The 24,432-nt window shown below is 65.9% G+C and carries 18 protein-coding genes; 12 read left to right on the top strand and 6 right to left on the bottom strand.

Translation table 11 applies throughout. The features are described 5' to 3' along the window. Positions 1–5: 5 nt before the first annotated feature. A complete protein-coding gene (locus tag IFT60_RS01910) occupies positions 6–1,718 on the bottom strand; it encodes an NAD(P)H-dependent oxidoreductase subunit E (protein ID WP_192048908.1) in 1,713 nt (570 codons plus the stop codon). Positions 1,719–1,872: 154 nt separating this feature from the next. After that, on the bottom strand, positions 1,873–3,516 hold the full coding sequence (locus IFT60_RS01905) for an OFA family MFS transporter (RefSeq protein ID WP_192048907.1): 1,644 nt from the start codon (positions 3,514–3,516) through the stop codon (positions 1,873–1,875). A gap of 121 nt (positions 3,517–3,637) precedes the next feature. Between IFT60_RS01905 and IFT60_RS01900 the strand changes: the two genes are divergently transcribed. The 5 genes from IFT60_RS01900 (at position 3,638) to udk (ending at position 8,010) form a co-directional block, all read left to right on the top strand. Beyond that, positions 3,638–4,714, top strand: a complete 1,077-nt coding sequence (locus IFT60_RS01900) for a substrate-binding domain-containing protein (RefSeq protein WP_192048905.1) — start codon at positions 3,638–3,640, stop codon at positions 4,712–4,714. Between the two features lie 164 nt (positions 4,715–4,878). Further along, positions 4,879–5,430 (top strand): PAAR domain-containing protein, encoded by a 552-nt coding sequence (locus tag IFT60_RS01895; protein ID WP_192048903.1) that lies wholly within the window; start codon positions 4,879–4,881, stop codon positions 5,428–5,430. Between the two features lie 10 nt (positions 5,431–5,440). Further along, complete coding sequence (locus tag IFT60_RS01890; RefSeq protein WP_192048901.1) at positions 5,441–6,511, top strand: DUF2515 family protein; 1,071 nt, start codon at positions 5,441–5,443, stop codon at positions 6,509–6,511. Further along, a complete protein-coding gene (locus IFT60_RS01885; RefSeq protein ID WP_192048899.1) occupies positions 6,508–7,212 on the top strand; it encodes a hypothetical protein in 705 nt (234 codons plus the stop codon). Before IFT60_RS01890 ends, IFT60_RS01885 begins: the two co-directional genes overlap by 4 nt. 156 nt (positions 7,213–7,368) lie before the next feature. Further along, positions 7,369–8,010, top strand: coding sequence for a uridine kinase (gene udk / locus IFT60_RS01880; RefSeq protein ID WP_192048897.1), 642 nt, complete (start codon positions 7,369–7,371; stop codon positions 8,008–8,010). A gap of 29 nt (positions 8,011–8,039) precedes the next feature. Here udk and IFT60_RS01875 read toward each other — a convergent pair whose 3' ends face one another. Further along, a complete protein-coding gene (locus tag IFT60_RS01875) occupies positions 8,040–8,276 on the bottom strand; it encodes a hypothetical protein (RefSeq protein WP_192048895.1) in 237 nt (78 codons plus the stop codon). 246 nt (positions 8,277–8,522) lie between these two features. Here IFT60_RS01875 and IFT60_RS01870 point away from each other — a divergent pair, with 246 nt between their 5' ends. Then, positions 8,523–10,784, top strand: a complete 2,262-nt coding sequence (locus IFT60_RS01870; protein WP_229510646.1) for an SDR family oxidoreductase — start codon at positions 8,523–8,525, stop codon at positions 10,782–10,784. 362 nt (positions 10,785–11,146) lie between these two features. Here the strand turns inward: IFT60_RS01870 and waaF are convergent, their stop codons facing one another. Together waaF and msbA are read right to left on the bottom strand one after the other, a co-directional pair. Continuing rightward, entirely contained in the window at positions 11,147–12,172 is a 1,026-nt protein-coding gene (gene waaF / locus IFT60_RS01865) for a lipopolysaccharide heptosyltransferase II (protein ID WP_192048894.1), read from the bottom strand. Continuing rightward, positions 12,169–13,833: a lipid A export permease/ATP-binding protein MsbA gene (gene msbA, locus IFT60_RS01860; RefSeq protein ID WP_229510659.1), complete on the bottom strand. Its 1,665-nt coding sequence runs from the start codon at positions 13,831–13,833 to the stop codon at positions 12,169–12,171. Before msbA ends, waaF begins: the two co-directional genes overlap by 4 nt. A 303-nt stretch (positions 13,834–14,136) precedes the next feature. Between msbA and IFT60_RS01855 the strand changes: the two genes are divergently transcribed. Genes IFT60_RS01855 through IFT60_RS01845 form a run of 3 tightly spaced genes read left to right on the top strand, consistent with a single transcriptional unit; the run spans position 14,137 to position 16,959 of the window. Then, positions 14,137–15,393 carry an O-antigen ligase family protein gene (locus IFT60_RS01855; RefSeq protein ID WP_192048891.1) on the top strand — a complete coding sequence of 419 codons (1,257 nt, stop codon included), beginning with the start codon at positions 14,137–14,139 and terminating at the stop codon, positions 15,391–15,393. A gap of 45 nt (positions 15,394–15,438) precedes the next feature. Beyond that, positions 15,439–16,299, top strand: a complete 861-nt coding sequence (locus tag IFT60_RS01850) for a glycosyltransferase family 2 protein (protein ID WP_192048889.1) — start codon at positions 15,439–15,441, stop codon at positions 16,297–16,299. A gap of 3 nt (positions 16,300–16,302) precedes the next feature. After that, a complete protein-coding gene (locus IFT60_RS01845; RefSeq protein WP_192048887.1) occupies positions 16,303–16,959 on the top strand; it encodes an NAD(P)H-binding protein in 657 nt (218 codons plus the stop codon). Positions 16,960–17,330: 371 nt separating this feature from the next. On the opposite strand, the gene dnaE is transcribed toward IFT60_RS01845, so the two are convergent. Beyond that, complete coding sequence (gene dnaE / locus IFT60_RS01840; protein WP_192048885.1) at positions 17,331–20,828, bottom strand: DNA polymerase III subunit alpha; 3,498 nt, start codon at positions 20,826–20,828, stop codon at positions 17,331–17,333. Between the two features lie 194 nt (positions 20,829–21,022). Between dnaE and IFT60_RS01835 the strand changes: the two genes are divergently transcribed. The 3 genes from IFT60_RS01835 to IFT60_RS01825 all read left to right on the top strand — a co-directional run bounded on the left by IFT60_RS01835 (position 21,023) and on the right by IFT60_RS01825 (position 24,427). Beyond that, positions 21,023–23,197 carry a glycosyltransferase family 4 protein gene (locus tag IFT60_RS01835; RefSeq protein WP_192048883.1) on the top strand — a complete coding sequence of 725 codons (2,175 nt, stop codon included), beginning with the start codon at positions 21,023–21,025 and terminating at the stop codon, positions 23,195–23,197. Positions 23,198–23,273: 76 nt separating this feature from the next. Further along, a complete protein-coding gene (locus IFT60_RS01830; RefSeq protein WP_192048881.1) occupies positions 23,274–24,158 on the top strand; it encodes a sulfurtransferase in 885 nt (294 codons plus the stop codon). Continuing rightward, entirely contained in the window at positions 24,155–24,427 is a 273-nt protein-coding gene (locus IFT60_RS01825) for a hypothetical protein (protein ID WP_192048879.1), read from the top strand. The genes IFT60_RS01830 and IFT60_RS01825 overlap by 4 nt, the downstream gene beginning before the upstream one ends. Positions 24,428–24,432 lie beyond the last annotated feature (5 nt).

The following is a 24,432-nucleotide window of genomic DNA, read 5'->3' as shown; positions in this document are numbered from 1 at the left end:
ATGGATTACCTTTCCAGCTCGTGCGGGAAGTACTTGATGACGCAGTCGAACGGATTCGGCGCGGCCTGGCCGAGGCCGCAGATCGACGCGTCGCGCATCACCTGCGACAGTTCGCCCAGCAGGGGAACGTCCCAGACCGGCTGCTTGATGATGTCGAGCGCCTTGGCGGTGCCGTTGCGGCAGGGCGTGCACTGGCCGCAGGATTCGTCCTTGAAAAAGGCGAGCGTGTTGCGCGCGGCGGCGCTGGCCGTGTCATGCTGCGACAGCACGACCACGGCGGCCGAGCCGATGAAGCAGCCATAGGGTTGCAGCGTATCGAAGTCGAGCGGGATGTCGCCCATGCTTGCCGGCAGGATGCCGCCCGAGGCGCCGCCCGGCAGGTAGGCATAAAAACTGTGGCCGTCCTGCATGCCGCCGCAGTATTCGTCGATCAGTTGCGTGATCGTGATGCCGGCCGGGGCGAGTTTCACGCCCGGTTCGCGCACGCGGCCCGAGACCGAGAACGAGCGCAGGCCGTGGCGGCCGTTGCGGCCAAAGCTGGCGAACCAGTCGCCGCCGTGTTCCACGCTTTGTTCCAATATCTCGCGCACCCAGTGCAGCGATTCGAAATTGTGTTCCAGCGTCGGCCGCCCGAACAGGCCGACTTGCGCCACGTAGGGCGGACGCAATCTCGGCATGCCGCGCTTGCCCTCGATCGATTCGATCATGGCCGACTCTTCGCCGCAGATGTAGGCGCCGGCGCCGCGGCGCAGGTAAATTGGCGGCATGCCCTGCAGCGGCGGATCGGCGCGCAGTTTGTCGAGCTCGGCTTCGAGCATGGCGCGGCAGCCATGGTATTCGTCGCGCAGATAGATATAGATGGCCTCGATGCCGACCGCCCAGGCGGCGATCAGCGCGCCTTCCAGGAAACGGTGCGGGTCGCGCTCGAGGTAGACGCGGTCCTTGAAGGTGCCGGGTTCGCCTTCGTCGATGTTAATTGCCATCAGGCGCGGGCCGGCTTCGGCGCGCACGATGCGCCACTTGCGGCCCAGCGGGAAGCCGGCGCCGCCCAGGCCGCGCAGGCCGGAAGCCTCCAATGTCTTGATCACGTCGTCGACGTCGTGCTCGCCGGCGACGCAGGCGCGCAGCAGTTGGTAGCCGCCGTTCGCGCGGTAATCCATGAAACCGATGTGCCCGGTCACTTCATCCGTCGTGCGGCCGGCGCTGGCTGCCGCCACGACCGTCTCGACGCTGGCGTGCGGGATCGCATGCTGCCCCACCACCGCCGCCGGCGCCTGCTCGCAGCGGCCGATGCAGGGCGCTTCCAGCACGCGCACTTCGCGGCCCAGCAAGTCCGGCAGTTTGGCCAGCAGTTCGCGCGCACCCGCCATCTCGCACGACAGGCCGGCGCAGACGCGCACGGTCAGCGCGGCCGGGGCCGCGTCGCCCTCCTTCACCACGTCGAAATGGTGGTAGAAGGTCGCGACCTCGTAGACCTCGGTTTGCGCGAGGCGCATTTCCTGGGCCAACGCCGCCATGTGGGCGCTGGACAGGCAACCGAAGTGGTCTTGCAGCTTGTGCAGGTGTTCGATAAGCAGGTCGCGCTGGCGTGATTCATTGCCGAGCAGCGCCTGGACGTCGGCGAGGGCCTGCGGGTCGACGCGGCGGCCCTTTGGGGCTTCGCGCTTGCGCTGGCGGCTGGCACCGACGATGGCAATCGGGATGGTGGGGTGGTTCATGGTGGTGTCCCGTGTGATCTGTGTTGCGTTGGTTTGTTGTGGCGGTGTTGGTATTTCAAGCGGTGATCCGCGTGGGCACAAGTGCCCACCCTACAAAACCCGCTTTACGTAGGGTGGGCACTTGTGCCCACGCGGTACAACGCCTGAACAGACGTTACTTGAACAGCACCGCCGCCTTCTGCAGCGTCACCCACACCCCGAACATCAGCGGAATGCCGACCGCCAGCCAGGCGAACAGCGCCACCGCCGGGCTCGAGGCCACGCCGGCGCCGGCGCTGGCGCCGCCACGCATGCCGCTCATGGCGCTGACGTCGCGTTCATGTGCCAGCTTCTTCTCCGCCGCCAGTTCGGCATCGGTCATGAAATGCTTGTCGGCCAGCGGACGGATCATCGTGTTGAGCACGATGCCGACCACGATCAGGCCGGCCAGCACGTACATCGTCACGTCGTACGCCTGCGCCTTCGGCACGCCGTGGGCGATCTGGTACTCGCGGATGTAGTTGATCAGGATCGGACCAAGCACACCGGCGGCGGCCCAGGCGGTCAGCAGGCGGCCATGGATCGCGCCCACCATCTGGGTGCCGAACAGGTCGGCCAGGTAAGCCGGTACGGTCGCGAAACCACCGCCGTACATCGACAGGATGATGCAGATGAAGCCGACGAACAGCGCCAGCTGGCCCGCATGCGCCAGCGACGGAATCGATACATACAGTATGAACCCGAGGACCAGGAAAATGAAGTAGGTCGCCTTGCGGCCGATGTAGTCCGAGCACGAAGCCCAGGCGAAACGTCCGCCGATATTGAACAGCGACAGCAGGCCGGTGAAGCCGGCGGCGATCGCCGCAATCTGACCCTTCTGCGCGGCGTCGAGGTCGTTGAAGCCGAGGTCGACGCCGATCAGGCGCCCGCCGAACACTTCCTGCAGCAGCGGCGAAGCCATGCCCAGGATGCCGATGCCCGCCGAGACGTTCAGGAACAGCACGCCCCAGATCAGCCAGAACTGGGGAATGCCCCAGACCCGGCTGGCATGCACGTGGCGCGCGGTGATCATGGTGTTGGCGCTTTGCGCCGGCGCGGTCCAGCCGGCCGGCTTCCAGCCGGTGGCGGGCACGCGGTAGGTCAGCGCGCCGGCCACCATGAAGACGAAATAGATCGCGGCCAGGGCCAGGAAGGTTTCCCAGACGCCGACCGAGGTGGCGGTGGCAAAGTGCTTCATCAGCTTGTCGGCCAGCGGCGCGCCGATCATGGCGCCGCCACCGAAGCCCATGATGGCCATGCCGGTCGCCATGCCGCGCCGGTCCGGGAACCATTTGATCAACGTCGACACCGGCGAGATGTAGCCGAGGCCGAGGCCGATGCCACCGATGACGCCGGAACCGAGCCACATCAACCAGATCTGGTGCGTGTAGATGCCGAAGGCGGAAATCACCAGACCGCCGCACCAGCACAGCGCCGAGACGATGCCGGCCTTGCGCGGACCGGCGTGCTCGAGCCAGCCGCCGAACAACCAGGCGGCCAGGCCCAGGAAGACGAAGAAGAGCGTGTACATCCAGCCCAGCATCGAGATCTTCCAGTCGCAGGTCGTGGAAAAGAGTTGCGCCATGAAGCCCATGTCGGCGGCGCAGGCCACCGACTCGGTGATACCGATCGCTTTCGACAGCGGCAGCCAGAACACCGAAAAGCCGTAGGCCATGCCGATGCACAGGTGGATCGCCAGCGCCGCCGGCGGCACCAGCCAGCGATTGAAACCTGGTCCCGCGATCGTGCGTTCCTTGCTCAGAAAATCAAACAACCTCATTGTCCCCTCCAGTTTTTTATGTTCCTGAATATGCTTTTTTAAGCATATCTATCAGGCATTTATTATTGCTTTCCGAGGGTATCATGATGTTTTTGGCACTGAAATAGGCTATTTTCAGCATATGCTCACCGTCCATATCCGCCCGCACTGGGAAATCAGCGTCAAGGGAGAAGTGCCGCTCGACATGGCCAACCTGCTCGGCCTGCTGCTATCGATCCAGGACACCGGTTCCATCGCCCAGGCGGCGAAAAGCGTCGGCCTGTCCTACCGCTATGCGTGGGGTTTATTGCGCGCGGCGGAAAGCCTGTTCGGCACGCAGCTGCTGCAGACCGGACGCGGGCGCGGTACGCTGCTGACGCCGCTGGCGCAAAAGCTGGTCTGGGCCGACCGCCGCATCGCCGCGCGCCTGTCGCCGACGCTGCACAGCCTGGCCTCGGAGCTGGAAGCGGAACTGGGGCGCATCACGGCCAATACCATCCGCACCCTGCGCATGGACGCCAGCCACGGTTTCGCGGTGGCCGCGCTGACCGGCTGCATCGACCGCGACGCCCTGCCGCTCGACCTGCGCTACCGCACCAGCACCGATGCCGTGGCGGCGCTGGCGCGCCGTGAATGCGACCTGGCGGGCTTTCACATTCCGCTGGGGCGCTTCGAGGCCCAGACGACCACCTGGTATTTGCGCTGGCTCGATCCGAACCTGCATTGCCTGGTGCGCGTGGCCGGCCGCCAGCAGGGGCTGATCGTGGCGCGCGATAATCCGCTCGGCATCAGAGGCCTGGCCGATCTCGCGCGACCGGAGGTGCGCTTCGTCAACCGCCAGGCCGGCTCGGGCACGCGCATGCTGCTCGAGATGATGCTGGCGGCGGACGGCCCGCCGCCCGAATCGATCAACGGTTTCAACAGCGCCGAGTTCACCCATTCGGCGGTGGCGGCCTATATCGCCAGCGGCATGGCCGACGCCGGCTTCGGCATGCAGGCCGCCGCTGCCCAGTTCAAGCTCGATTTCCTGCCGCTGGTGCGCGAACATTATTATTTTGCGCTGCGCCGCGACGCCGTCGACGAGCCGGCCATGCGCCAGCTGTTCGAGGTGATGCGCAACCCCGCCTACCACCGGCTGGTGGCCGCCCTGCCCGGCTACGATGCGGCCGGCACCGGCGAATTGGTGTCGATCGCCGAGGCATTTTCGCTGCAAACCTAAGAAGTATTCGTTGCCGGCGACGCTTGCGCGCAACCTCGTCGCCGGCAGGCCTCTCCTGTGTCGGCCTCCTGTCGACATGACACTCCTGCGCTCGCGCAAACGAGCGGTCTCGTCCGTCGCTAGATTGGAGTCTTCGCCCAACACGATGAGACGGAGAAGACGCCATGGTCGACAGATATTTCATCACGCTCGGTGCGCCGACGTCGGCCGGCGGCAAGGTCACGTCCGGCAGCCGCTTCAGGACCATCAACGAAGCGCCGGTGGCGGTCGCGGGCGACACTTGCTGGTGCCCCGCCTGCCTGTCGGAAGGCGTCATCGTGCCCGACGGCCCGCGCCTGGACGAAACGGTCGACGGCCGCCTGGTGGCCCTGCACGACGACCTGTGCGTCTGCAAATGCAACCCGCCGCCGCGCCTGGTCGCGGCGCAAACCTTCATGTGCCAATCGATCGACGGCAACTGGTATGCCGGCCAGCTTGCCGCCGCGACTGAAACAGCGGCGCGCGCCAACGCGGCCGCGCTCGCTGCGGACGACGCCGACCTGCCGCTCGTGCTGCTCGATCCGGACACGCTGCAGCCACTGGACACCGGTTCGTACCGGCTCGACCTGGCGGAGGGGACGCGCGCGGATCTGCTCGACGATATGGGGCGCACCGAGCCGCTCGCCGCCGCGCAGCGGACCGGCGCCGTGACCTGGCAGGCGGACGACGCCGGCTGAGGGGCGCCCGATGCAGGCCCGTTACGTCCCCGGCGCGCCGAATCCCTGGTTCGCCAGGCACAAGTACCACGGCATTCCCATCCACCGCAACATCAAGCCGATCGCCGAGTGCAAGCTGCACCACTGCGTCGGCCCGGCGGCCACCGTGGAAAAGGCGATCGGCGTCCCGATCCTGACGCCGGAACACCTGTGGGGCACCTTCCAGGTCGAAGCCGAAAAGATCCTCACCATCGACGGCAGCCTGGAAGGCAACGACCGCGAGCGCAACCGGCGCATCAATGCGGCGTATGCGAAGTTATGGCTGGCGGATAACCGGTTTCAATGGGCGGGATTGGCGGCGTTCGCGTCGAAGCAGGTGGGGTGCGGGCTGCTGCATTCGGCCGAGGTCAGCGAGAAGAACCGCCGCGTGCGCGAACAAGTGGGGCACGCCTTTGCCGCCTATCCCGGCGCAGGCGCCTCCACACTGGTGCAGTCCGGCACGGAGGCCGCGGCGCAGTACATGTACACGAAGCTGGGCTTCGGGAATGCGCATCTGTTTTTGGATATTTATCCGCTGCACAGGTTTTTCATGGAGCGGGGGTGGAACGAGTTCGATACCTATCTTTCAAAAAGGCAAAACGAGAAGTATTCGATTTATTGGGCGGTGAATAGGGAAACGCTTCGGTTTGGAACGCCGTTTGCCGAGATCAAGAATGGATTTGCGCACATTCATTCAGGAAAGCTGCTGCTGAGCGTAGAACACCTCGCCCAGCACGAACAAGTGAACGTCCTCCAAAAAATCATGTACAACGATCTCGTCCTGCAGAAGCTGCTTGCCATGAACCAGTATGCTTGGGCGACCGGATTCCCGACTGGCGACTACCAGGAAATCAAGCTGACCTTATCAGCCGAGTGCCGGGCGAAGACCGGTTTCACGTCCTGGTTCTCCCGCAACAAGAATGCGCAGCTGTGGGTGGTGGAGCAGCGTATGCCGTTCGTGCTGGCAGCCGCCAGACAATTCCACGACCTCCTGAACGGGCCGGAGCGACCCTACGTTGAGGCATCAATCCGCGCGATCGCCGCTGGCGGGAGTGTTGCATGAAGCGCAGGTATTTCAGCATCGCCCTACTCGCCGGCGTCGCCGTCGTCACCGTTTGGTGGAACTCGCGCACTCCGGAGCCGACCGTCCTGGCCTTCCGCCTCGGTCAGACCTTCGAGCAGGTCGTCAGGAATTCCAGCTACCCGGCGCTGGAACGTTCTAACCGGCCCGCCGATGACCCGGGATACCACAAGTTCGGTGCGATCTGGGTCAGGGAACCGGCCGTGATCATCCATTTCACCGACCCGAAACACGGCTTCACGCTGCCCCCCACCAAGTTCGCTGCGCTTACCTTCTCGGAAAACCAGGCCGTCTCGCTTGCTACCTCTCCGATGCTGGACCCGCTGCCCTTTGACGAAGCTGTCGTCATCCTTGAAAACTTGCAGAACCAGTTCAAGGCTGGCGGATGGGAGCCGTGGGAGAAGAACGACAGTACCTGGTTCGACCTGACGCCGGAAGGAAAGAAGCGGCTGCATGCCCGGATGTTCGAGCCGGGCTATATGGAATCGACCGATTTGCGCGTTCCCAGAATGTACAACATGATTTTCCGGCTGAAATGTAGCGAAGGCTGCTGGACGCGGGAACCGCCTTACCTGTTTCTCATCGATATCGGGGTAGGCACTGATGTCCATGGCTGGGATGAGGGCGACCTGATGAGGTGGCAACGGCCTGAAAATGCAGTCACCGGCAGCAGCGTGCCATGAAGACCCGCAATCGCCGTCCGACCATCGGAAATCGGCCGCGATCGTCTGTTTCTACCGGTCCAAAACACAGGCTTCACGCTATCGTCCCAACGCCGCCGTACCACCAATTCAGCAAACCACGCTGCAGGCCCGCCGCCGCTCCGGTATCATGTCGGGATGAATGAGCTTTCCTTTTCTCCGTTTGTGATTGGTGTCGCCGGCGGTAGCGGCAGTGGCAAGTCGACCGTGACCCAGCAGGTGCTGGCGTCGTTCGGCACCGAGATGGTGTCGGTGGTGATGCAGGACGATTACTACCGCGACCAGTCCGACCTGACGCCCGAAGTACGGCGCAAGCAGAATTACGACCATCCGCAGGCCTTCGACTGGCCGCTGCTGGTGCAGCACGTGCGCGCCCTGCGCAATGGCGAAGCGATCGAGATGCCGGAGTACGACTTCACGATCGACAACCGCTCCGACCGCACCATTCCAGTGAAACCGGCGCCGGTGATCGTGATCGAGGGCCTGTTCGCCCTGTACGACGCGGACTTGCGCAAGATGATGTCGCTGAAGATCTTTGTCGATACCGCCGCCGACGTGCGCTTCATCCGCCGCATGCAGCGCGATATCACCGAACGCGGCCGCACCGTGGAGAGCATCGTCGGCCAGTACCTGGAAACCGTGCGCCCGATGCACAAGCAGTTCATCGAGCCGACCCGGCGCCAGGCCGACGTCATCCTGCCGCACGGCGCGAATGGCCCGGCGATCGACGTGATCACCACCAAGGTGGCCAGCGTCATCGGCCAGCTGAAGCAGTCCTGATTTTTACGGCGGCCGCCTCTCCCCTCCCTTCAGCGCCGCCGCTTCTTCCAGTCGTAATCCAGCCCCGTCACGTCCACCCCCGGATGCCCTACCGATTCCGGGTGCTCGGAACACATCGTAATGAAGCGCACGCCCTCGCCCGCGCGCTGGCGCCGCCGCAGCTCTTCCATGAAACCCATGGCCTTGACCATTTCGTCGGTGCCGAATCCTTGCGCATGGGGACGGCAATCCGTTTCCTCAATAATCGTCCAATACACCATATACATAAGCCGCTCCCGCGCTTTCGTTTTGACGGAATTGCTGAATAAACAATAATGTGACAATTCTGCACGTGCCCGCCGAACAGAAGCGCACGATTTCGATGCAGATGAGCGATATTTAGCAGAGGAAATGGTTGTTAAGCTAAAAAGTAGGACTAGTCCGAAATTTATCTTATATGTTCGCCGTTTCACACAACGGCCTGCGTGTGGCCGTTAGGCTGGAGCCTGTCTCATAACTAGCAGGTATTTCTCATGAACATCGACAAGCAGATCCAGCCGGTCACTGCAACAGAGCTGGCGCTTTGGGGCGGACTTGAGTGCACAGTCAATCGTGTACGTGATAATTACTTCAGCCAGATGGAACGCAATGGCCACGTCGGCCGCCTGCAAGACATCGAACGCTTCGCCTCCCTCGGCATCAAGGCCATCCGCTACCCCGTCCTGTGGGAATGCGTGGCCCCCGATCGCATCGAGGATGCCGACTGGACCTGGTCCGACGAGCGCCTGCCGGTGCTGCAGCGCCTGGGCGTGACCCCGATCGTCGGCCTGCTGCACCATGGCAGCGGTCCGCGTCACACCAGCCTGGTCGATGCCGACTTTCCCGAAAAGCTCGCCGAATACGCCGGCGCGGTAGCCCGCCGCTACCCGTGGGCGGAGTATTACACCCCGGTCAACGAACCACTGACCACAGCGCGCTTTTCAGGCTTGTATGGCGTCTGGTACCCGCATGGCGAGTCCCACGAGATCTTCATCCGTGCCCTGATCGGCGAATGCCGCGGCACGGTGCTGGCGATGCGCGCCATCCGTGAAGTCAACCCGGACGCCAAGCTGGTGGCGACCGACGACCTGTCGAAAACCTACGGCACGCCGGAAATGCAGGAGCTGGTCGACTTCTTCAACGAGCGGCGCTGGCTGGGCTGGGACCTGCTGTGCGGAATGATCGACGAACACCACAAGATGTACGGCTACCTGATCGACTCCGGCGCCACGCCGGAAGAATTGCAGTGGTTCCGCGAGAATCCCTGCCCGCCCGACATCGTCGGCGTCAACTACTATGCCACCAGCGAGCGCTGGATCGACCACCGCCGCGAGCGTTATCCGGAAAGCCGCTGGGGCAGCTACGACGGCCAGGTATTTGCCGACATCGAAACGCCGCGCGTGCTGGCCACGCCGACTCCGGGCATCGGCCCGCTGCTGCAGGAATGCTGGGAACGCTACGGGCTGCCGATCGCGGTCACCGAAGCCCACATCGACGCCAACCGCGAAGACCAGATGCGCTGGCTGGTCGAGATCTGGAACGCCGCAAAGAAGGTGCGTGAAAAAGGCGCCGACGTGCGCGCCGTCACTGTCTGGGCCCTGCTCGGTTCCTACGACTGGAACTGCCTGGTGACCGAATGCCGCGGCTACTACGAACCGGGGCCGTTCGACGTGCGCGGTCCGGAACCGCGTCCGACGGCGGTCGCCAACCTGATGCGCGAACTGTCCTCCGGCCGCCCGCTGACCAACCCGGTGCTGCAAGGTGAAGGCTGGTGGCGCCGTCCGGACCGCTTCATGTGCAAACCGGTCGCCACCCGCACCGCCGTGGCGGACATCGCGGTGCGCAGCCAGTTCAAGTCGGCCCACGTACAGCCGATCCTGATCACCGGCGCCACCGGCACCCTCGGTTCGGCCTTCGCGCGCATCTGCAAGAAGCGCAACCTGGCCTGCCACGTGCTCACGCGCGAGGACATGGACATCACCGACCCGGCCTCGGTCGAAGCGGCAATCCAGCACTTCAAGCCCTGGGCGATCATCAACGCCGGCGGCTACGTGCGCGTCGACGATGCCGAGACCGACGTCGAGAACTGCATGGACGGCAATACGCTCGGGCCGAACATCCTGGCCCTGGCCTGCATCCGCCATGCGCTGCGCTTCATGACCTTCTCGACCGACCTGGTGTTCGACGGCGCCAAGGACACCCCTTACCTCGAGTCCGACCCGGTGGCGCCGCTGGGCGTGTATGGCCGCAGCAAGGCCGAAGCCGAACTGCGCGTGCTGGAAGCCGATCCGCAGGCGCTGATCATCCGCACCAGCTCGTTCTTCGGCCCCTGGGACCGGCACAACTTCGTGACGCAGGCGCTGGCGGCGATGAAGGCCGGCCAGCCGTTCACGGCCTCGAACGACCTGGTGGTGACGCCGACCTACGTGCCCGACCTGGTCAACGCCAGCCTCGACCTGATGATCGACCGCGAACGCGGCGTCTGGCATCTCACCAACGGCCAGCCCGTGACCTGGGCCGACCTGGCGCGCAAGGCCTGCGAGGTGGCCGGCGTCGAGCCGCGCACGCTGGAAGAACGGCCGGCGACGGAACTGGGGTATGTGGCGGTGCGTCCGCACTACTCGGCCCTGGGCAGCGAACGCGGCATGCTGCTGCCCTCGCTCGAGGACGCCCTGGCGCGCTACATCAAGGCGCTCGAAGAGCACGCGGCCGACGGTGGCGAGCTGCCCGGCGAAGCGGCGCATTACGCGAGCTGATTGTTCGGTCGACGCCGGGCTGTGCGCCCGGCGTTATGCGTTGCGGGTTAAGTCGCTGTACGAACGCGCGGGCATGCCCGCCCTACGGTACACACTAGCCAAGTGCCTAGAGCAAGCCGTTGACTGGCGCGTAACGTAGGGTGGGCTCTCGAGCCCACGCGTTTTTCGTGTCCAAACCTGCCCGACCGTTGGACGCCAGTCGTACGTCCGATGTCATGCGTTGCGGTTGTTTCATCGCACGACCGCGTGGGCTCGAGAGCCCACCCTACGGTGCACGCCGGCCACGGGCTTCGAACAAGCGCTAGCCGATTCACGTAGGGTGGGCATGCCCACGCGTTTCGTGTCCGGGCATACCCGAACGTCTACCGCGCCAGCATCGGCGCCAACGCCTTCCACACCAGCGGCGCCTCCATCTTTTCCATGCAATCGTGATGCCCGAGCGGGCATTCGCGCTGGCGGCAGGGCGCGCAGTCGATGCGCAGCGACAGCGCGCGCGCGATGTCGGAAAACGGTGGCGCGTGGTCCGGATCGGTCGGGCCGTACAGCGCGATCACCGGCCGGTTCAGGCTCGAGGCGACGTGCAGCAGCCCCGAATCGTTGGCCACCACCGCGGCCGCACGCGCAATCAGCGCGAACGCCTCGTCGAGTTTCGTTTCGCCGGCCAGGTTGCGCATCGATGCCGCCGCGGCGCCCGCAGCGGCCAGCACTTCGTCGCCGGTCTCGCGGTCCTTGGGAGAACCGAGCAGGGCGATCTGGGCGTCGCCATGCTGGGTGAGGATGGCCTGCGCCAGCGCGCCGAAGTGGCGCGGCGGCCAGCGCTTGGCCGGGCCGAATTCGGCGCCGGGCGCGAACACGACCAGCGGCCGCGCGCTATCGATGCCGAGGCGCGCGCAGGCCGCTGCGATCCGTTCGCCTGCTACCTGCAGGCGCGGGCGCGGCGCCGGCGCCAGCGGCGCATCGGGCGCCAGCGCCAGCGCCGCATAGAACGGCACCATCGGGCGCGGCGGCGCGTCGTCGTGATGCATCACGTTCACCAGGCCATAGCGCATCTCTCCCTTGTAGCCGACGCGGCGCCGGATGCCGGCCAGCCACGGGATCAGCGCATATTTCAGGGTATTCGGCAGCACGTAGGCGTCGACATAGCCGCGCGCGCGCAGCACCTGCGCATACTTCCAGCGCTCGCGCAGTTGCAGCGCCTTGTGCCGGAACGGCGTTTCGAGCACGGTGTCCACTTCGGGCGCGGCGCGCCACACCGGCGCCACCGCGGGCGGCGCCAGCACGTCGATCGGGCGCCCCGGATGCTGCTGCTTGAGGCGCTGCAGCAGCGGCTGCGCCATCACGGCGTCGCCGATCCAGTTGGGCGAGATGACGAGGGTGCGCCCGCTCATTCTTCGGCCACCGCGGCGGCGAACTGCAGGCGGTACAGGTTGGCGTACATGCCGCCCTGCGCCAGCAGCGCGTCATGCGTGCCCTGCTCGACGATGCGCCCGCCTTCCATCACGACGATGCGGTCGGCACGCTCGATGGTCGACAGCCGGTGCGCGATGACGATGGTGGTGCGGCCGGACATCAGGGTGTCGAGCGCGGCCTGCACGGCGCGTTCGGATTCGTTGTCGAGGGCGGAGGTCGCCTCGTCGAGGATCAGGATCGGCGCGTCCTTGTAGATCGCGCGCGCGATCGCCACGCGCTGGCGCTGGCCGCCGGACAGGCGCATGCCGTTCTCGCCGATCATCGATTCGACGCCGTCCGGCAGGCGCGCCACCACGTCCGTCAGGTGCGCCGCCTTGATCGCTGCGGCCAGGCGCTCGTAGTCGATGCGCTCGACGCCATAGGCGATGTTGGCCGCCAGCGTGTCGTCGAACAGCACCACGTTCTGGCTCACCATCGCCAGCTGGGCGCGCAGGCTGGCCAGCTTCAGGTCGCGGTAAGGCACGCCGTCGAGCAGGATGCGCCCGCCTTGCGGATCGTAGAAGCGGGTGGCGAGGTTCACAAAGGTCGATTTGCCGCCGCCCGAGACGCCGACCAGGGCCACCGTCTGGCCGGGCTGGATATCGAGCGTCACGTCCTGCAGCGCGGCATTCGCGGCGTTCGGATAGTGGAAGCGCACGTTCTCGAAGCGCAGATGGCCTGCAGCCCTTGCCAGTTCGCGCGTGCCGGTGTCTTCCTCGACCGGCGAATCGATCATCTCGAACACGGTTTCGGCGGCGGCGATCCCGCGCTGCATCGGGCCGTTCACTTCCGCCAGCGATTTCAACGGCGTGAGCAGCATCAGCATCATCGTCACGAATTGCGTGAACTCGCCGACCGTCATGTCGGCGCGAATCGCCAGCACGATCACCAGCGACAGCGTCATGGCGGTGGCGATTTGCGTGATCGGCGTGGTGGCGGCAAAGGCGACGGTACTGCGCTGCGAAAAGCCGCGCAGCGCCTCGCTGCGGGTGTCGAAACGGCGGCGCTCGTAACGCTCGCCGGAAAACACGCGGATCACCTGGTGCCCGCGCGCCGCTTCTTCGACCACTTGCGTCATCTCGGCGGTCACGCGCTGGTTCTCGCGGTGCATGTGGCGCAGGCGCTTGGTGGTGGTGCGCACGATGCCGGCGGTGAGCGGCATGACGATGACGGCCACCAGGGTCAGGCGCCAGTTCAGGTACAGCAGCGTGCCGAGCAGGCCGATCACGACCAGCGTGTCGCGCACGCAGGCGATGAAGACCGAGTTGATCATGTCGACCACCTGGCGCACGTCGCCGATCACGGTGTTGATGATCTTGCCGGTCGACTCTTCCTGGAAGCGCGCCGCCGGCAGGCGCAGCAGGCGGTCGAACAGTTTGGCGCGCAGGTCGTTCAGCACGCGGCTGATGACCCAGTTGTTCAGGTAGGCGGTGGCGAAGGTGCCGATGCCGCGCAGGATGAAGATCGAGACCAGCACGGCCGGAATCCACCACAGCGGAAACGGCACGTTCTCTTTAAAACCCTTGTCCAGCAACAGCTGCAAGGCTTTACCGAGCAGCGGCTGGGTCGCGGCGGTGAGCGCCATCGCCAGCAGCGCCATGTAGGCGCGGCCGCTATACGGTTTGATGAACGCCCACAGGCGCTTGACGATGACACTGTTATCCAATTTGCTCTTTTCGCTCGCGGTGGGGGCGCCGGGCGGCGCCGCGGGAAATCCGGCCCACCATGGGAGGGGGCCAGCTCGCCATTTTCGCATATTCGCGCCCGCGCGCGCCGCCAGCCACCGGCAGGCGCGGCGGGCGCGGCATGGAAAAAGCGCCAATTGTCTAAGGTACAATACAGAAGACTTTGCCGGCGGCCCCGAGGCGCCGGGCCGGCGCGATGCCCCGACCAAGGAAACAAGATGCAGTACCCGTCCTCCTCCGTCCCTGCCTCCAACTGCGGCCGCATCGAGCGCCTGGCGCGCCAGCTGCTGCTGCTGGCCGCCTTCAGCATCCCGTTCTCGACCGCGCTGATGAACCTGTTCGTCGGCCTGACCCTGATCGCCTTCGTACTGGCGGCGATCCTCGACCGCACGCTGCTGCTGCCGCTGCGCACGCCGGCGGCACTGTGCGCGCTCGCCCTGCTGGCGCTGGTGGTCATCGGCAGCACCTGGTCGATCGCGCCGCCGGACGAGGTCCGCACCGGCATGCGCAAGTACACGAAACTGCTGGTGCTGCCGGTCGCGGTATGCCTGTGCTGGCGCGCCGCCGACCTGCCCGCGCGCGTGCTGCGCTGGTCGCTGGCCGGTTGCGCATGGCTGGCGACCGCGCTCTACCTGGTCTGGCTCGGCATGATGCCGACATCGAGCCTGGGCTGGTGGCGCGTGGGCGACCTGCAGGATCCCTACGCCTACCGCAACCACATCACGATCGGCATCCTGCTCTCGTTCGCCGCCTGCGCCGCCTTCCTGCTCGCGACCTACGCGCAGGATTGGCGCAAGCGCAGCGCCTTGCTGGCGCTGGGCGTATATTTCGCCGCGCCCATCCTGATGGGCAATGGCCGTACCGGCTACGTCGGCCTGTTCCTCGGCCTGTTCGCGCTGTACCTGCTGCGCGGACGCATCACGCTGCTGCGCTGCATGCTGGTGGCCGCCGTCATGTCGGCCATGTTCACGGGCGTTTACCTGGTATCGCCCAACTTCAAGATGCGCATGGACCTGCTGGCGATGGAAGTGACCAGGAACGACGCGACCTCGCCCAACGGCCTGCGCATGAGCTTCATGAAATTCGGTACCCGGGCCGTGCTCGAGCGGCCCCTGCTCGGCCACGGTACCGGATCCTTCTCCGAAGTCTTCGCGCCGGAGGCGCAGCGCATCTGGGCCGGTTCGCCGAACGAACTGAAAATACGCCACCAGCCGCACAGCGAGCCGCTGCTGCTCGCGGTGCAGCTCGGCTTGATCGGCCTCGGCCTGTATGTGGCGCTGCTCGCCGCGGTCGGCAAGGCGGCGTTGTCCCGGCGCGACGAGAACGCCGACGCACTGGCGCTGCTGGTGGCGATCTACGGCACCACCTCGCTGTTCAACAGCCTGTTGTGGGACCCGACCGAAGCCTACTGGTTCCTGCTGCTGGCCGGCGCCCTGTATGGACATTGCGTCCAGCGGCGCGGCACTGCACAATAGGCGCTTCGAGACAGCCCTACGCCGGCACTGCGCGCCGCGGCCCACATGAACAACGACACCCGCATTTCACTGATCGTCGCTACCTACAACTGGCCGGAAGCCCTGCGCGCCTGCATCGAGGGGTGCTTCCGCCAGAGCGACCGCAATTTCGAGATCATCGTTGCCGACGATGGTTCGGGCGAGGCGACGCGCGCGCTGGTGGAAGAATTGTGCGCACGCTCGCCGGTGCCGATGCGCCACGTCTGGCAGCCCGACGACGGTTTTCGCCTGGCCGAATCGCGCAACAACGGCATCCTGGCCGCGACCGGCGACTATATCGTCACCCTCGACGGCGACTGCGTGCCGCAGCGCGACTTCATCGCACGCCACCGCCAGCTGGCCGAACCGGGCTACATGGTCACCGGCAGCCGCATCCTGCTCAGCGAGGCTTTCAGCAAGCGCGTGCTGCTTGAGCCCATCGACCTGCAGTCGCTCAGCGTGGGCGAGACGCTGCGCTACCGCCTGCAGGGCCTGGGCAAGGCCGCCCAGTTGCTGATAAAACTGCCGGACCTCGGCCGCCGCCGCCACCGCTTCAGTTTCCGCCGCATCAAGGGCTGCAACATGGCCTTCTGGCGCAGCGACCTCGAACGCGTCAACGGTTTCGACGAGAGCTTCCGCGGCTGGGGTTACGAGGATTCGGACGCGGTCGCGCGCCTGTACCACGCCGGCGTGATGCGCAAGGACGGCGCCTACGCCACCGAGGTGTTCCACCTGTGGCACCGCGAAGCGAAGCGCGACCAGGCTTCGAGCAACCAGCACATCGTCCTCCAGCGCATGGCCAGCAAGACGACGCAGGCGGCCATTGGTTTACGCGACCACGGTGCCCAGGCGCTGGCCGCGGCGGCGGACAAGCTGCCGTCGGCCTGAGCCATGGGTAGCGCACCGGCGCTGCGCCGGATCTTGCTGGCCGGGGCCACCGGCCTGGTGGGACAGGCACTCCTGCGCGCCCTGCTGCTTGACCCCACGGTGGGGAGTGTGCAAGTGCTGGCGCGGCGTCCGCCCGGGTTCGATCACCCGAAGCTGACTGCGCACGTCGTCGATTTCACCGCCCTGCCCGCCCTGTCCGCGATCGACGAGGTGTACCTGGCGCTCGGGACCACGATCAAGGTGGCCGGCAGCCAGGCCGCGTTTCGCGCAGTCGATTTGGATGCCAACCTGGCGGTCGCGCGTGCGGCCCTCAAAGCCGGCGCCAGGCGGCTCGGGCTCGTCAGCGCGATGGGCGCCGACAGCGGATCGCGCGTGTTCTACAACCGCGTAAAGGGCGAGCTCGAGGACGCTGTGGCGGCACTTGGCTTTGAAGGCGTTGTGATTGCGCGGCCTTCGCTGCTGCTTGGTGACCGCGCAGCGCTCGGGCAGCCGGCGCGTGCCGGTGAGCGGATTGGTGGTGTATTCGCGGGCGTACTGCGGCCCTTGATTCCTGCCGACTACCGGCCGATCAAGGCTGTCGATGTGGCGCATGCCTTGCTCGCCCATGTGCCTCAGTCGCGGGGAAAAATCATCCTGCGTTCAGGCGCGATGCAGCGATAACGGCGGCGCAGCGTAAAAAAACCATCCGCAGGTGTAATGGTGTTCAGTTAAGCGGCTTGCCACGCCTACGAGCTAATGCCAAGCCCGGTCGCGCATGCCGAGTGGCGCGATATGTAGGGTGGACCGGGCGGCGAACCGCTCCGTCCACGGCCTTTCTCATGCATATCGAGATGCGCCACATAACCTTGGTAGCGCGCACCTACAGGCCGTTCCTGGCGTTGAGGTGTGCAACGAAACGGCCGTGGACTCGGGAGTCCACCCTACGATTAGCGAAACTCAGCCTGTGTGGCCTGGCTCACCGCTGGCAGACAGTTCGCTCAGGCTTAACTGAACGGCATTACCCGCACGTGGTTTTTTCAGGCATCAAACGATCAGTATTCCACCGCCACATCCTTCGCCCCCAGCGTCAACTCGAGCGCATGTTTCAACGCATCCGACGGCGCCACGCGCCATTCGTCGCCCAGCTGCAGGATGCAATCGACGTTCGCCGGCTTGATGCGCATGCTGACCGGCAGCCCGTCCGGGTGTTTATAGGGCGCCAGCACTTCGGCGATCTTGGCCGGGCTGACCGTGCAGGCCAGGTCCATCTCCAGCTTGTGGCCATACTGGATGCGCGAGCTGGCCAGGTCATACACCTTCTCGGCGCTGATGCGCAGGCCGCCATTGAAGCGGTCTTCCGACACTTTGCCGACCACGAGTAAAAATTCGTCTTCCTTGAACGCGTTCCTGTTCGCCTCGAACACTTCGTTGTAGACCGTGACCTCGACCACGCCGGTCTTGTCGTCGAGCGCGACGATCAGGATCTTGCCGCGCTGGGTCATCTGGGTGCGCACGCCGGTGATCACGCCGCACAGCATGCGCGGCTCGCGCGACGGTTCCAGGTCTTGCAGGCGGGTGCGCGCGAAGCGCCGCACTTCGCCGGCGTAGATGTCGAACATGTGGCCCGACAAGTAAAAGCCGAGCGCCGTCTTTTCCTCGGACAGCTTCTGGCGGTCGGTCCAGGGCAGGGCCTTGACGTATTCCGGTGGCGCCACCAGGTCGGAATCGTCGCCGCCGAACAGGCTGACCTGGTTGGCGGCGGCCGCTTCCTGGCCCGCCACTTCCATCGCAAAGGCGACCGAGGCGAGCAAAATCCCGCGGTCGACGCCGAAGCAATCCATCGCACCTGCGCGGATCAGCGATTCGATCGTGCGGCGGTTGATCTGCTTGCGGTCGACGCGCTTGCAGAAGTCGAACAGGTCCTTGAACTTGCCACCTTCTTTACGCGCGGCGACGATCGCCTCGATCGCGCCCTGGCCGCAGCCCTTCACGCCGCCCAGGCCGTAACGGATGTTCGATACCTGCTTGCCGGTGACGGAGAATGGCTGGCCTTCGGGCGTGAAGCGGAACTGCGATTCGTTGACGTCCGGCGGCAGCAGCGTCAGGCGGCAGACGTCGATCGAGTCCTCGACCAGGATCTTGATCTTGTCGGTGTCTTCCATCGCCAGCGACATGTTGGCTGCCATGAAGGCGGCCGTATGGTGCACCTTCAGGTAGGCCGTGTGGTACGACAGCAGCGCATACGCGGCGGCGTGCGATTTATTAAAACCGTAGCCCGCGAACTTTTCCATCAAGTCGAAGATTTCGTCGGCCTTTTCGGTCGACAGGCCATCCTTGGCGGCGCCGGCGCGGAAGATCTCGCGGTGCTCGGCCATCTCTTCGGCCTTCTTTTTACCCATCGCGCGGCGCAGCATGTCGGCGCCGCCCAGCGAATAGCCGCCGACGATCTGCGCCATCTGCATGACCTGCTCCTGGTAGACCATGATGCCGTAGGTCTCGGACAAGATCGACTCGGTACGCGGATCGGGATAATCGAACTTTTCGCCGTGCTTGCGCTTGCAGAAGTCGGGGATCAGGTCCATCGGGCCCGGACGGTACAAGGCGACAAGCGCGATGATGTCCTCGAAGCGGTCGGGACGCGCATCCTTCAACATGCCCTGCATGCCGCGCGACTCCAGCTGGAAGATCGCGACCGTCTTCGCATCCGACAGCAGTTTATAGGACGGCCGGTCGTTCAACGGCAGCTTGGCCAGGTCGAAATCGGCTTCGGCCGGATCGAGCGCCTTGATGTAGTTAACGGCGCGGTCGAGGATGGTCAGCGTGGTCAGACCCAAAAAGTCGAACTTGACCAGGCCGACGGCTTCGACGTCGTCCTTGTCGTATTGCGAGACCACGCCGGTGTCGCCGCTTTGCGAGTACAGCGGGCAGAAGTCGGTCAGCTTGCCCGGTGCGATCAGCACGCCGCCGGCGTGCATGCCGATGTTACGGGTGATGCCTTCGACCTGCTGCGCCAGCTCGAGCACCTGTTTGACTTCTTCCTCGTTTTCGAGGCGTTCCTTGAGCAGCGGTTCCTCTTCGATCGCCTCGGCGATCGAGACCGGCTTGCCCGGCTTGAACGGAATCAGTTTCGAGATGCCGTCGCAGAAGTTGTAGCCGTAATCGAGCACGCGGCCGACGTCGCGGATCGCGCCCTTGGCCGCCATGGTACCGAAGGTGGCGATCTGCGACACGGCATCGCGGCCGTACAGATCCTTCACGTGCTGGATCACGCGGTCGCGGTTTTCCTGGCAAAAGTCGATGTCGAAGTCGGGCATCGAGACCCGTTCCGGATTCAGGAAACGCTCGAACAGCAGGTTGTATTTCAACGGATCGAGGTCGGTGATCAGGAGGCAGTACGCGACCAGCGAACCCGCGCCCGAACCCCGGCCGGGTCCCACCGGCACGCCGTTGTCCTTGGCCCACTGGATGAACTCGGCCACGATCAGGAAGTAGCCCGGGAACTTCATCTTGTTGATGGTATCGGTCTCGAACTTCAGGCGTTCCTCGTAGCGCGGACGCGCTTCCTCGCGCTTGACCGGGTCCGGGTACAGGTGCTCGAGGCGCTTTTCCAGCCCTTTTTGCGACTCGGCGACGAGGAACTGGTCGATCGTCATCCCTTCCGGCGTCGGGAAGTCCGGCAGCTGCGGCTTGCCGAGCGTGAGCACGACGTTGCAGCGCTTGGCGATTTCGACCGAGTTGGCCAGCGCCCCCGGCAGGTCATGGAACAGCGCCGCCATCTCGGCCTGCGTTTTAAAGCACATCTCTTCGTTGAAGCGGCGCACGCGCTTGGCGTTGGCCAGCATCTCGCCCTCGGCGATACAGGTGCGCGCCTCGTGGGCGATGAACTCGTCCTTGCTGATGAACTGCACCGGGTGCGTCGCTACCACCGGCAGCCCGAGGCGGCCGGCCAGCGCCACCGAATGGCGCACGGCCGCTTCCTGGTTCGCTGCGCCGGCGCGCTGGATCTCGATATAGAAGTGGCCGGGAAAGATGCGCGCCCAGCGTTCGGCATTGCGTTCGGCGCGTTCGAGGTCGCCGTTGTCGATGGCCTGGCCGACGTCGCCGAAGCAGGCGCCCGAGAGCACGATCAGGGCGTTGGCCTGGTCGACGTCGGGCGTCAGCGTGGATTTCGAAGTCGCCAGCGCTTCGAGCCATTCGGCGCGGAACTCGGCGCGGCCCTTGTGCTGGTTGGTGAGCCAGGCGCGCGACAGCAGATCGCACAGCTGCAGGTAGCCGGTATGGTTCTTCGCCAGGATCAAGAGGCGCGACGGCTTGTCGCGGTTGTCGTCGTTGGTGATCCAGGCGTCGACCCCGACGATCGGCTTGATCCCCTTGCCGCGCGCCGCTTTATAGAAGCGCACCATGCAGAACATGTTGGCGAGATCGGTAACGGCCAGGGCCGGTTGCTTGTCCTTGGCGGCGGCGCCGACCAGGTCGTCGATGCGCACCAGGCCGTCGACGATGGAGTATTCGGAGTGGACGCGCAGGTGGGTGAAAGTCGGGGAAGTCATACCCGTATTTTAACCCTTCAGGCGCCCTCTCGACAGGCGCCGGCGCCGTCCGTGGCCGTAGTTGCAGCCAGACAACAGCATGTATGGATGACCTTGGGCTGCAGGCCGCGCCCATGCCCTCTTATAATACCGATCATGCGTACTGACCAGTTCTGCAACTCGCGCCTGCCGCGCCGCCGCGCGCCCCGGTCCTGATGACGGCGGCGCCGGCAACGCTGTTCGACCTGCTCACGGCGGCCCCCGGTACCGGCGGCTGCGCCATCGCTTTGTTGCCGCCCGCTGCACCCTCTGCGCCCGATGCGGCGCCGCCCGCCAGTCCGGCGCGCCGGCCGTCCGCCCTGCGCCGCCTGGCCGTCCCACTGCTGCCGGCGGCGCGCCTGGTGCTGCGCCAGCCGCAGGTGCGCCAGCTGGCGCTGCGCATCCTGAAGCGTTCACCTGGGTTGTATGCGCGCGCCTACCGCATGATGATGGCCTCGGGCGGCGCCGCGGCGGCAGCAGGCGCTGCACAGGGCGACGCCGTCGCCACGCTGTCGCCGCGCGCGAACGCGATCCTGCGCAGCCTGCGCACGCTGCAGGCAGGCACGTTGCGCCAGCCGGGCACGCGTCCCCGCCTCGCCTTTGTCGCGCCGCTGCCGCCGCAGCGCACCGGCGTCGCCACCTATGCCGTCGAACTGCTGGCCGAACTCTCAGGCCATTTTGAGATCGAGCTCGTCGTCGCCCAGGACGAAACGATCTTGCCCCCAGGCCTGGCCCACCTGCCGCTGCGCCAGGCCGCCTGGTTCCTGGAACACGGCGCCGATTACGACCAAGTGCTTTACCAGTTCGGCAACAGTCCCTTCCACAGCCACATGTTCGCGCTGCTGGAGCGCCATCCGGGGGTGGTCGTGCTGCACGATTTTTTCCTGGGCGGGGCGCTGGTGCATGCGCAGATGAGCGGCGCCAGCCCGCGCGCCTGGGCCGACGCCCTGCTGCACTCACACGGCTATAGTGCCGTGCATGCGGCGGCGGGCAGCGGCCAGGCGCACAAGGACTGGCCGTGCAGCTTGCCGGTGCTGGAAAACGCCACCCGCACCATCGTCCACTCGCGCCATGCGCGCCGGTTGGCCGGCGACTGGTTCGGCGCCGGCGCCGCGCACGGCATCGACGTCATCCCGCATCCGCGCACGCCGCCCGCGGTGCACGACCGCGCCGGCGCGCGCGCGGCGCTCGGCATCGCTGCGGACACCTTCCTGGTCTGCAGCTTCGGTTTCGTCACCCCGAACAAGCTGACCCACGAACTGCTGCGCGCCTGGATCGACTCTCCCCTGCACGGCGACCGCGGCTGCGCGCTGGTGCTGGTGGGCGCCAACCACGACAGCCCCTACGGCGTCGAGGTCGAGGCGCTGATCCGCGGCGCAGGGCCGGGCGCCAACATCCGCATCACCGGCTGGACCGACGCGGCGGTGTACGTCCAGTACCTGCAGGCGGCCGACGTCGGCGTCCAGCTGCGCACGAATGCGCATGGCGAAAGCTCGGGCGCGGTACTGGACTGCATGAACTACGGGCTGGCGACGATCGTCAACGCGAATGGTTCGATGGCGGAATTCCCGCTTGATGCGGTATGGCGCCTGCCCGACGTCTTCGCGGTCGCCGAACTGGCCGCGGCATTGGGGACCCTGCGCCGCGATCCGGCGCGGCGCGCGGCGCTCGGCCAAGGCGCGCTGGCGCTGCTCGACGCGCATTTCCGCCCGGTGCAGTGTACGCGCCAGTATCTGGCCACGCTGGCCGCCGCACGGGCGCAAACGCAGGCCCGGCACGCGGCCTGGCGCGCGGCGCTGGCGCAGGCCGCGCCGGCGAACGAAGAACAATTGCAGGCACTGGCGACGCGCCTCGCCGATGACACGATTGCCATGCAGCGCCAGCTGCTGGTCGACGTCAGCGACTGGGCTGCTCCCGGCGCCCCGGTCGATGCGCTGGCGGCGCGCCAGCTGCGCGAACTGCTCGGGCAGGCGCGCCCCGGCTGGCGCATCGAACCGGTGTGGCTGGACACGTCCGGCGCCGCGCCGCGCTACCGCCAGGCGCGCAACGCTGCCGGCCGCGTGCTGGGCCTGGACTGGCCGGTGCAGGACGAGCCGCTGGTGGACGTCCACCCCGGCGACGTGTATTACGCGCCCGACGCGGCCTCCACAGCCGTGGCGGCCGCCTGCGGCAGCGGCCTGCTCGCCGCCTGGCGCGCGCGCGGCGTGCTCGTCAACCTGCTGGTGCGTGACGGTGGCGGTGGCGACGACGCCATGGCAGTGCCCGCGCCGGCAGCCGCCGACCGCCTGCTGTGCGCCTCAGCGGCGATTGCACAACAGTTGACGGCCGATTCGGGCACCGGTGCGGCGTAAAGCCGGCCACCATGATTTCCGCGCGAGCCCGACGGCTTATAATAGCGGTTGACCAGAATTGAGCTACTTGGCAATCATGCAAACCACCACCCATCACACGACGGCCGCCCCGGTCGCCGGTTCCTACGTCAACATCGCCGCCTACAAATTCGTCAGCTTCGACGACACCGAAGACGCGCGTCCGAAGTTCCAGGCGATCTGCGCGCAGCTGAACCTGAAAGGCACCATCCTGCTGACGCCGGAAGGCATCAACATGTTCCTGTCCGGCCTGCCGGCGGACATCGACAGCTACCTGGCCTGGCTGCGCAGCGACGCGCGCTTCGCCGACATTGACGTCAAGTACAGCCATTCGGAAGAACAGTCGCACAAGCGCATGCTGGTGAAGATCAAGAAAGAGATCATCACCATGCGCATGCCGCTGATCAAACCGGAACTGGGCCGTGCCCCTTCCGTCGAAGCGACCACCCTGAAACGCTGGCTCGACCAGGGTCACGACGACGATGGCAAGCCGGTCGTGATGGTCGACACGCGCAACGATTTCGAAGTCGACGTCGGCACCTTCGAGAACACGGTCGACTACCGCATCGCCAAGTTCACCGAGTTCCCGGACGTGATCGCCGCCCACAAGGACGATTTCGCCGGCAAGACCGTGGTCACCTTCTGCACCGGCGGCATCCGCTGCGAAAAGGCGGCGATCCACATGCAGAACATCGGCTACGACAACGTCTACCAGTTAGAGGGCGGCATCCTGAAATACTTCGAGGACGTCGGCGGCGCCCATTACACGGGCGACTGCTTCGTCTTCGATTACCGCACCGCGCTCAACCCGAAGCTCGAACCGACCGTCACCACCCAGTGCTTCGCCTGCCGCGCCGTGGTCACCCCGCGCGAGCAGCTCTCGCCGCAGTACGTGTACGGGGTGTCGTGCCCGCATTGCGCGGACCAGGCAAGCGCTGCATGACGAGCGTGCGCGGCCAGATCCTCAGGATGGCCGCGCTGCGTGCGGCCGCCCTGGTCGTCGCGCACCCGCGCCTGGACCTGTTCCTGCGCCGCCAGATCTACCGTTTCCCAACGCTCGCCGGCCGCGTCCGTGCAGCCGTCGCCCAGTCACGCCGCAGCGACTGGCAAACCGTGCCGGTCCATCTCTCCGACGAAACCGAGCTGACCGACAGCGCGCGCGAGGTGCTGCGCGACCTGCGCCGCGCCATCGACCGCACCAGTACGCCGTAGCCACC

This window comes from Massilia sp. CFBP 13721 (assembly GCF_014842025.1).
Taxonomy (GTDB): domain Bacteria; phylum Pseudomonadota; class Gammaproteobacteria; order Burkholderiales; family Burkholderiaceae_D; genus Telluria.
Note: the sequence above shows the minus strand (reverse complement) of the source record. Positions and strands in the feature narration are given on the sequence as shown.